Source organism: Tenacibaculum sp. M341, assembly GCF_004337695.1.
In the GTDB taxonomy this organism is placed as follows: domain Bacteria; phylum Bacteroidota; class Bacteroidia; order Flavobacteriales; family Flavobacteriaceae; genus Polaribacter.
Genome location: NZ_SJXJ01000036.1, coordinates 20,140 through 29,900 on the forward strand (window position 1 = coordinate 20,140; position 9,761 = coordinate 29,900).

Annotated in this window: 9 protein-coding genes; 3 read left to right on the forward strand and 6 right to left on the reverse strand. The window is 30.1% G+C overall.

Going from position 1 to position 9,761, the window contains the following annotated elements:
* Positions 1–7 precede the first annotated feature (7 nt).
* The 3 genes from EYW44_RS21365 to EYW44_RS21375 all read left to right on the forward strand — a co-directional run bounded on the left by EYW44_RS21365 (position 8) and on the right by EYW44_RS21375 (position 2,274).
* The gene (locus EYW44_RS21365; protein WP_132727738.1) at positions 8–733 is read left to right on the forward strand and encodes an energy transducer TonB; all 726 of its coding nucleotides are present in this window, start codon (positions 8–10) and stop codon (positions 731–733) included.
* Between the two features lie 110 nt (positions 734–843).
* Entirely contained in the window at positions 844–1,605 is a 762-nt protein-coding gene (locus EYW44_RS21370; RefSeq protein ID WP_132727741.1) for an energy transducer TonB, read from the forward strand.
* Between the two features lie 81 nt (positions 1,606–1,686).
* Complete coding sequence (locus tag EYW44_RS21375) at positions 1,687–2,274, forward strand: acyltransferase (protein WP_132727744.1); 588 nt, start codon at positions 1,687–1,689, stop codon at positions 2,272–2,274.
* Positions 2,275–2,326: 52 nt separating this feature from the next.
* Here EYW44_RS21375 and EYW44_RS21380 read toward each other — a convergent pair whose 3' ends face one another.
* From EYW44_RS21380 to EYW44_RS21405, 6 genes are all read right to left on the reverse strand, one after another.
* The gene (locus EYW44_RS21380; protein WP_132727747.1) at positions 2,327–3,754 is read right to left on the reverse strand and encodes a mannosyltransferase; all 1,428 of its coding nucleotides are present in this window, start codon (positions 3,752–3,754) and stop codon (positions 2,327–2,329) included.
* A 156-nt stretch (positions 3,755–3,910) separates the two neighbouring features.
* The gene (locus EYW44_RS21385; RefSeq protein WP_132727750.1) at positions 3,911–5,401 is read right to left on the reverse strand and encodes a cellulose synthase family protein; all 1,491 of its coding nucleotides are present in this window, start codon (positions 5,399–5,401) and stop codon (positions 3,911–3,913) included.
* Complete coding sequence (locus tag EYW44_RS21390; protein WP_132727762.1) at positions 5,402–6,097, reverse strand: glycosyltransferase family 2 protein; 696 nt, start codon at positions 6,095–6,097, stop codon at positions 5,402–5,404.
* A 7-nt stretch (positions 6,098–6,104) separates the two neighbouring features.
* Positions 6,105–6,581 (reverse strand): toxin-antitoxin system YwqK family antitoxin, encoded by a 477-nt coding sequence (locus tag EYW44_RS21395; RefSeq protein ID WP_132727753.1) that lies wholly within the window; start codon positions 6,579–6,581, stop codon positions 6,105–6,107.
* Positions 6,571–8,175, reverse strand: a complete 1,605-nt coding sequence (locus EYW44_RS21400; protein WP_132727756.1) for a 4Fe-4S binding protein — start codon at positions 8,173–8,175, stop codon at positions 6,571–6,573. The genes EYW44_RS21395 and EYW44_RS21400 overlap by 11 nt, the downstream gene beginning before the upstream one ends.
* A 17-nt stretch (positions 8,176–8,192) precedes the next feature.
* Positions 8,193–9,536 carry an NAD(P)/FAD-dependent oxidoreductase gene (locus EYW44_RS21405; RefSeq protein WP_132727759.1) on the reverse strand — a complete coding sequence of 448 codons (1,344 nt, stop codon included), beginning with the start codon at positions 9,534–9,536 and terminating at the stop codon, positions 8,193–8,195.
* Positions 9,537–9,761 lie beyond the last annotated feature (225 nt).

The window sequence follows — 9,761 nt, forward strand, 5'->3', positions numbered from 1 at the left end:
ATTAGGGATGGAAATAAAGAAAAATCCGAAATTTAATTTAGAGAACTATAGCAAGTTGTTCATTCAACTAGGTTTAGTTTTAGCTTTATTTGTTACGTATGTAGCAATAGAGCATAAAACTTACGATAAAAACTATGGTGATTTAGGTGTGGCAGACTTAGGGTCTGAGATAGATGAAGAAACATTAGTAATTAATGCACCGCCACCACCGCCACCGCCACCTGCTGCTCCGCCACCACCAACTCCAGAGAAAATTGAAGTTGTTGAAGACGAAGAGGAGATTGAAGAAACTGTAATTGAATCAACAGAAACAGACGAATCTGAAGCTGTAGAAGTTGAAGAGATTGTAGAAGCAGAAGAAGTAGAAGAAATCGTAGAGGATGTACCTTTTTCTATCATTGAGGAAGTACCAGTATTTCCAGGTTGTAAAGGAACAAACCAACAAAAGAAAGACTGCTTAAACAAAAAGATGCGTAAGCACGTTGTAAGACATTTTGATTCTGAGTTAGCTAACGAGTTAGGTCTATCTTCAGGTAAGAAAAGAATTTACGTACAGTTTAAGATTGATAAAGATGGTTCTATTACTAGTGTAAATGCTAGAGCTCCACACCCAAGATTAAAGAAAGAAGCAGAAAGAATTGCAAAGAAATTACCTAAAATGGTTCCTGGTAGACAAAGAGGTAAGCCAGTACGTGTTGGGTATACTTTACCAATTACTTTTAATGTAGAGTAGTAGATACAATACAAAATAATATAAAAAAGCGATTTCAATTTTGAAATCGCTTTTTTTTGTGGCACGCTTTTTGGTTTTGTTAGTTTCTAATTTAAAACTATTTATCAATTATGAAAAAGCTTAAAAAAAATCCGAAACTGCAGCTCGAAAAATTCTCTACTGTGTTTACTCAATTAGGTTTAGTACTTGTGCTGTTTATTGTTTTTATTGCTTTAGAGCATGAAACGGAAGTGGATAAAGAGGTTATAACTTGTTCAAAAACAGGTGTCGGAGAAGTAATGAATTTCCCAAAAGATATTCCTTTACTTATCGTTAAAGAAGAAGTTAAGATTAACAAACCAAAGCAAGAAAAACCCAAAAGAAAAGTTGCTATTAGTAAACCACCAGAAATAATTAAGACAGATGATTTGTTTAAAGAAACAGATATCAAGCCAACTGATAATGATACTGATTTTATTAACACGATTAAAACAGTAGATGAAGGAGATATTATTGATGAGAAAGAAGATCCGAAACCTATTTCTATGAGATCTGTACAGAAAGCTCCAGTTTTTAAAGGCTGTGAAGGTTTATCTGAATTTGAAAACAGAAAGTGTTTTGAAAGAAAAATGAAACTATTAGTTAAGAGAAATTTTGATAGAGATTTGGCAAGTGAATTAGGATTACCTTCAGGAAAGAAAAGAATTTCAACGCAGTTTGTAATTGATGAAACAGGAAAGGTAATTGATGTTAAAGTTAGAGCTCCACATCATAGGTTAGAGAAAGAAGCTAAAAGAATTATTAATAAAATTCCAAATTTTAAGCCAGGTATGCAAAATAACAAGCCTGCTAAAGTGAGATATACATTACCAATTAGTTTTATGGTAGAGTAATTACATAAAAAATAAAAACATAAAGGTTATCTTAAAAGTAGTAAAATTACTTTTTAAGGTAGCCTTTTGTATTTTTGTTGTATGGGTACATCAAATAGTTTTTTTGCACACGAATCAGCAATCATCAATGAAAAAAGCAATGTTGGAAACGGAACAAAAGTTTGGCATTTTAGTCATATAATGCAAGATTCAGTTATTGGGGATCATTGTAATATAGGTCAGAATGTTGTGATATCACCAAAAGTTGTATTAGGAAGCAACGTAAAAGTTCAGAATAATGTATCTATATATACTGGTGTAATTTGCGAAGATGACGTGTTTTTAGGACCTTCTATGGTATTTACGAATGTAATTAACCCTAGAAGTGCTATCAATAGAAAAAACGAGTTTAAATCCACTTTAGTTAAAAAAGGAGCAAGCATTGGAGCAAATGCTACAATTATTTGTGGTGTTACAATTGGAGAGTATGGTTTTGTTGGAGCTGGCACCGTTGTAACAAAAGATGTGTTACCATATGCTTTAGTTGTGGGAAACCCTTCAAGACAAGTAGGTTGGGTTAGTGAATACGGTCATAAGTTAGAATTTGATAGGAATGGGGAAGCTGTTTGTATTGAGAGTATGGAAAAATATAAACTAATAGACAATACTGTTTTAAAAATTTTAAAATAAATCGTTAATTTTTTTTGCAAAAAAGGAATTATCTTATATATTTGTCTCGTGGTTATAAACCACTTTCTTTTTCTTTTTCATAGCAATTTTTCCCACTCAATCTTTTTTGAGTGGGTTTTTTTAATTCATAAAACAAGAAGGAATATACTACTAAATATTCTAAAACTACAAACCATAAATTTTCTTTCCATACAGTGTTTGCGTATGCTTGATAGCTAAGAACCATTACAAAAGACCAAATAATTGGATAACGAAATCTGGTAAAAACACATAAAATAATTAGTGTTGACAAATACCAAGGATGCATTGTTGTTGTTGTAAAATAATAGAAAGAAAGTGCTAATAGCATAGAGCTTATTAGAGTTTTAATATGATAGTTTTTTCTAAAAAAAGTTACGATAAGTAAAAAAATGATGGTTAAAACTGGGGAAATTTTACCAATTATGGCAATTTCGTTGTAACCTCTAAAAAGATATCCTATTTCTCTAAATATATAATAAAAACTAGCGTTAAATTCGAAGTTTCTAAACCATAATCCAACAGAATTACTATAGTTGGCAATTAAACTAGGTGAATAAAAAGGTAAGAAAAGCGTTATGCATGAAATAATAATTATTGCATAAAATAATAGTAACTTTTTAATGTTTTCAAAATTGAATTGTTTTTTTTGATCGAAAGTAAACCATTTAAAAAATAGTGGGAGAAAAATAAGAGGTATTAATTTTACAGTAATTGAAAGAGAAAATATAAAGCCAGCTAAAATCCATTTTCTTTTTTGTAATAAATACATTGACCAAACAAAGAAAAATAGCATCACAGATTCAAAGTGTAAATTACCAGTTAATTCTATAATAATAAAAGGATTTAAAAAGTATAGAAATATATAATTTGGATTGCTATTTATGTTTTTTAAAAGTTTATATCCGAAGTAAAAAATACCTATATCAGCCAATATAATCAAACTACGCATTACTATAACTGAACCTAGAATTGAGTTTTTAGAGAGCATAGCAGCAATTAAAAAGCATAATTGATTTATAGGTGGATAATTGGTGTAGTGACTTCCATTCATTGATCCCATACCAGCATATAATTCTTCAGCTTGATTTATAGGGAAATTTCCGTTTTCAATGTAAGTCTGCGGTAATGAAAGGTAAGGATTAAATTCTTCAAGAATCATTCGTCCATCCCAAATAAAACGATAAAAGTCTTGTGATAAATTAGGAATTCCTACTAAGAATAATAAACGAAATAAAACACCTATGGCTATAAAATAGCGAATAGGCATTAAGTGTATGTTTTTATATAAAAATGTATATGTCCCAAATAAGAAAGCCCAAAGAACTAAAAACGTACCAAATTCTGTTCTTTGAAGCATATAAGCAAATAAAAGATATAATACTCCTGATAACAGCGTTACCAAGAGTATTGAATATTTTTTACTGAATAGTGTATTTACAATTTTTGAAGTATGTTTCATTAGATGACTTAATAACTAATTTTAAATTATGAATTACGAATACTTATTTTCGATATAACTTTTCGTTTGATACAGACTTCGCTCAATCTCCAGAAAAATCACTCAAAATATCACATTTAAAATTACAAAGTCTCTAACATCTTATTTGTTTAAAAATTATGCTTTCGAAAAGATAGATTTGAAAAACACATAGCTAAACCCAATGAATAACATTAAGTGAAAAGGAAATAATCCAAAATCACCGCCATTTTTTCCGACTACAAATGCACTATACATACCAAAAGCAAAGTATAAAGCTAAAATACCTTCAATAATTACATTTACAGATGGGCGCTTTTTAATATACTTATTGTTTTTCCAACTATCTGTTAAACTTTTAATATTGAACTTTGGTGTTCTAACAAATTCACTCTTTTTACCTAAATGACCTTCTAAAACAGCTATAGTATTATGTAAAGAGAATCCCATTGCTATAGAAAAGAAAGTAAAAAAAGCACCAATGTATTTAATAAAATTCTTGAAACCACCACCAAATGTTTTCTTGTACATAAACCAGTAACAAACAAAAAATATGATAGTACTAACAATAAAAAAGCTCATTACTAAAAAGTACACTTCTAAATGTTCGTATTCGTTTTTAATATATAACATAGGAATACTTAAAACACCCATTAAAAAGATACATGTAAACATTGAGCTATTAAGTAAATGCAAAACGCTATGAACTTTTGTTTTAAACTTAATAGTATCGCTTGTTATTATTTTAAATAACATTTTTTGGAAGTTCTCAGCACCACCTTTATTCCATCTAAATTGTTGAGACCTTGCAGCGCTAATAACTACAGGAAGTTCAGCAGGAGTAACAACATCTTCTAAATATTTAAACTTCCATTCTTTTAATTGAGCTCTATAACTCAAATCTAAATCTTCGGTTAAAGTATCTCCTTCCCAGTTACCAGCATCAATAATACATTGCTTACGCCAAATACCAGCTGTACCGTTAAAATTGATAAAATGACCTTTACTATTTCTACCAACTTGCTCTAAAGAAAAATGTGCATCTAAAGCAAAAGCTTGAACTTTGGTTAACGTAGAATAATCTCTGTTAATATGTCCCCATCTAGTTTGAACAACACCAATTTCTTCATCTTTAAAATAAGGAACAGTTTTTTCTAACCAACATGGTTTTGGTAAAAAGTCTGCATCAAAAATAGCAATGTATTCACCTTTGGCTATTTTTAAACCTTCTTTTAAAGCACCAGCTTTAAAACCAACTCTGTTTTCTCTTCTAATATGTTGAATATCTAAGCCAGTTTTTCTTATTTTTTCTATCTGTTTTGCTGTTGTTTCAACAGATTCATCAGTAGAGTCATCTAATACTTGAATTTCTAATTTATCTTTTGGATATTTTATGTTAGCAATATTATCTAACAATCTTTCCATAACATACAATTCATTATAAACAGGTAATTGAATTGTAACGTAAGGTACTTCCTCTGGATTATCTAAATTAAATTTTTCAGAGTCATCCGTTTTATTTTTAGAAGATAAATAATTGAACAACAGATTTAATTGAGCCAAAGCATACATGAAAATTAATAGAAGAGATATGCTGTATAAAACAATAATAATGTATTGAAGTATCATTTATTTAAAACTGTATTTAAAAATCCAACTTAATATTTTTACGCCCGCTAATATAGTTCCTTTTACTGTACCTGAAACTTTAGAAACACCTATTCTATTGCGGTATTTAACAGGAATTTCGGTGTATGTGTATCTTTTTTTAATTGCTTTTAATTGCATTTCTACAGTCCATCCGTAGGTTTTATCTTCCATTTGTAAGTCTAATAACTTTTGATACTTTATAGCTCTAAATGGACCTAAGTCTGTAAACTTAGCATTGAAAAACAATTTCATTAAAAAAGTTGCTAACCAATTTCCGAAAACTTGTTGTGGGGTCATAGAACCTTGTTCTCGTAGTCGTTTAACTCTTGAACCAATTACAAAATCGATATTTTCATTTGTAATAGGAGCAATAATTTCGGTAAGTTGTTCAGGATAATCAGAATAATCACCATCTAAAAAAACAACGATATCAGGAAGATTTAGTGCATTTTTAGCGATATAATCCATTCCTTTTAAACAAGCATAACCGTAACCTTTTTTAGTTTCAGTAAGCACAGTTGCACCAGCATTTTGGGCGTTTATTACAGTGTTATCAGTAGAGTTATTGTTAACAACAATAACTTCATCAACTATTTTGGGTATGTCATTTACAACATTCGCTATAGAATCCTGCTCATTAAAAGCAGGAATAATAACTTTTACTATGGGAGTCATGCTCATGTTATCTTAAATCATTTAGATTATTCTCTCTTTTAAAAGAAGAGAAATCCGTCCATTCTTTCACTTTTTTTCCTTTAGTAAATTTAGAAGCTTTCACTAATTTATCATTTTTATAAACTAAGCAATATCCGTTTTTTTCATTATCGCGAAGTTGACATTTATTTTTTAAAACTCCATTTTTATCAAAGAAGGCCCACCAATCATTTTGTAATCCATTTTTAAAGTGACCTTCTTTTTGTTTGTTTGAGTTTTCGTGGTAAAAATACCAATATTTATGCTTTAAATTATTTTTAAAGTGTCCTTTTTGTTTAATGTTTCCATTAGGGTAATAGAAAATCCAATAATCAGTTTTCTTATTGTTAACAAGCCAACCTTCTTCCTTTATCTCACCACTCTCATAATAGCTTTTTTGATATGTTTTTTGCGAAAAAGCAACAACATTCAATAACAAAAAGAATATATAAAGATTATTTTTCATTCATTAATTTTAGTAAATCAACATCATTACCTAATAAGACTTGAGTAGGATTGATTCTTCCTTCTTCTGGTCCATTTTCTAATTTTAAAACTCCTCTAGGGCATACAGCAGAACATACACCACAACCAACACAACTTGAACGAACAATATTTTCTCCTTTTTGTGCATAAGATCTTACATCAATACCTTGTTCACAGTAAGTAGAACAGTTACCACAAGAAATACATTGTCCACCGTTAGTGGTAATTCTGAAACGAGATTTGAAACGTTGTACTAATCCCATATAAGCAGCTAATGGACAACCAAAACGACACCAAACACGGTTTCCTAAAATAGGATAAAACCCTGTACCTATAACTCCTGAGAAAATTGAACCAATTAAGAATCCGTAAGAACTTTGTACATCATATACAGAAAAGCCAAAAGCTAATTCTTTCCAAGTTTCCATTTCTGCAAAATATGTGTACAATGTTAATGCTGTCATTACCGTAGCAAAAACTAAAACTCCGTGAATTAACCAACGCTCTACTTTCCAAGAGAATAATGATTTACTTGATAATTGTCTGTATGGATCTCCTAAAGTTTCAGCTAAACCACCACAACCACAAACCCAAGAACAGTACCAACGTTTTCCGTAGAAGTAAACCATTACAGGTACTATAATTAAAGTTAATATGATACCCCATACTAACATGAAGATTCCAAGATTACCGTTAGCAATTAAACTATTAATATTCCAATCGAAGAAGAATGTATAATTTAATGGCCAAGCATTTTTAAAATCAAACCAAGGTTTGTTAAATGCAACAAGAATTTCTGGAATTAAGAAAGCAAAAGCAATTTGGAAAAATAATACGACTGCGGTTCTTACAATTTGGTAATTATTGTGTCTGTATTTGATAAACATTCTAATAGCAAATACTGTCATTACAGAACAATACATAAATCCGTAAAGAAACCATTGATCAGAGGCATTACCGTTTAAAGCTTGTTTTATTGGATTTACAGATAAAATAGGGTTTATTAAATAGTTAGGAAAAAAGTATAATAACATGTAAAATCCTACGAAGTAAACAAAAGCAATCATTCCTAAAACACCTCTGTTAGTAGCAGAATGTTGAAAAATACCGTTGTTTTTTATTCCTGCAGGTCCTAATAATTTATAATCTGTACCAAAAAACAGTAAACCACCTATAATTGCCAAACCAAAAGTTAAGAAGAAAAATAATCCTTGATTTTTTACAACCCAACCTGTAGCAGATGAACGAACTAATGGATACACAAAATCTTTATATGTTTTGTTCCATTTAATCCAAATGATTTTATCCCAAGCGATTTCTTTTTGACTTTTATGAAATTCGTTAGATTGTTTAGCGATATCAACAATTTTAGAAGACAGTTCATATGCGCTTAATTCTTTACCTACAATTTCTTTTTTTGCTTTTTCAATAAACACTTCACTTTTTACTTTTTGAGAAGCCCAAGTGTTAAATGTATCTTCTGAAACTTTGTTTGTTCCAGTAAAAACGCTAAATGTGAAAATAGCAAACCCAATAAGGGATATTACTAAACCTATATTTTTAATTACTTTCATGGTATTCATTGATTTTTTTATGCCTTACTAAATATGCGTTTCCAGCTTTTCTTTTTTACTTTAAGATTTGTTCCGTTCTCTTTGTTGAACTTAGTAACAATCTCTTCTTCATGTTGTTTAAAGAACTCAGGATCGAAATTTGCATCCTTAAAGTGTTCTAAAACATGTTCAACAGATTTTTTGTTAGTAAGAATTTTGTCGAAGAACTCATGGCGAAGTCGAATTCCGAAAGTATTAATTCCAATGAACTCGTGACTTTCTTTGTCGTAATTTAAATGAATTGCTTTTTTACCTGTTGTATCTTTCCAGAAAAAACGAGCTTCATTTTCTTTAGGTGTAGCCCAAACCCATCCGTAAGTTTGATATTCAATATCAATAAACTTAGCAGAGTTAAACCAATTACCAGGTTTGTATTCTATTCTGTTTCCGCATATTGTTTGTGCAACAGTTTCTCCCATCATTCTACCAGTATACCAAACAGCTTCTATAGGTCTTCTTTGACCAATAGCTTCTCTTTGTTCAGCACAATCTCCAATAGCATAAATATCTGCTTTGTTAGTTTCTAAAAAACGATTTACTAATACTCCTCTGTTTGTTTCAATATCAGAATTTTTAATAAAATTGATATTAGGAGATACACCAGCTGTTAGTCCCACCACATTACATTCAATCTCTTCACCAGTTTCTGCTATAATAATCGATTTTACTTGACCTTTTTCATCAGAAATAATTTCTTTTAAGTTTACACCTAATCTTAAATCGATATGATTATCTATTATTTCTTGATTAATCATTTCAGATTCTTCAGCAGGTAAAACTCCGTTCCAAAAGCTATCTTCTCTTACTAAAAAAGTTACAGGAATGTTTCTACTATGCAACATTTCAGCCAACTCAATACCTATAAGTCCACCACCAACAATAACAGCGCGTTTACAAACTTTATTATTAGGTGCATATTTTTCTAAACTCTCTAAATCTTGTTTATGATACATGCCCATTACACCTTTTAAATCTTGCCCAGGCCAACCAAATTTGTTGGGTTTAGATCCTGTGGCAATAATTAGTTTGTCGTAACTAAACAACTCATCATTGTGTAAAACAAGTTGTTTTCTATCAGAATCAATACCTTTTACAAGGGCTTTTTTTAATTCTAATCGGTTTTTACTCCAAAACCAATCTTCATAAGGTTTGGTGTTTTCAAAATTCATATGCCCCATGTATATATACATTAAGGCTGTTCTAGAAAAAAAGTGTTCTGTTTCGGCAGAAATAATAGTTATCTTTTTGTCAGATAATTTTCTGATATGTCGAGCTGCGGTGATTCCCGAGATACCATTACCAATGATGACGATGTGTTCCATACTTAATAAGAAATTGCTTTACCTTATGTCGAATAGAAAGATAATAATTTACGAATGTTTTAAATTTAGAATCAGTATAAATAACAAAGAATATGGAATTTTTTTAATGAAGTCATCTTGACTTTTCAATTTTATGAAATTTCTTTAATCCGATTACAATAAATGCTAGGAAATTAAAGCCTTTCCAACTAGTAATTGTGGTGTCAAATCTATTCAATAAAGAAC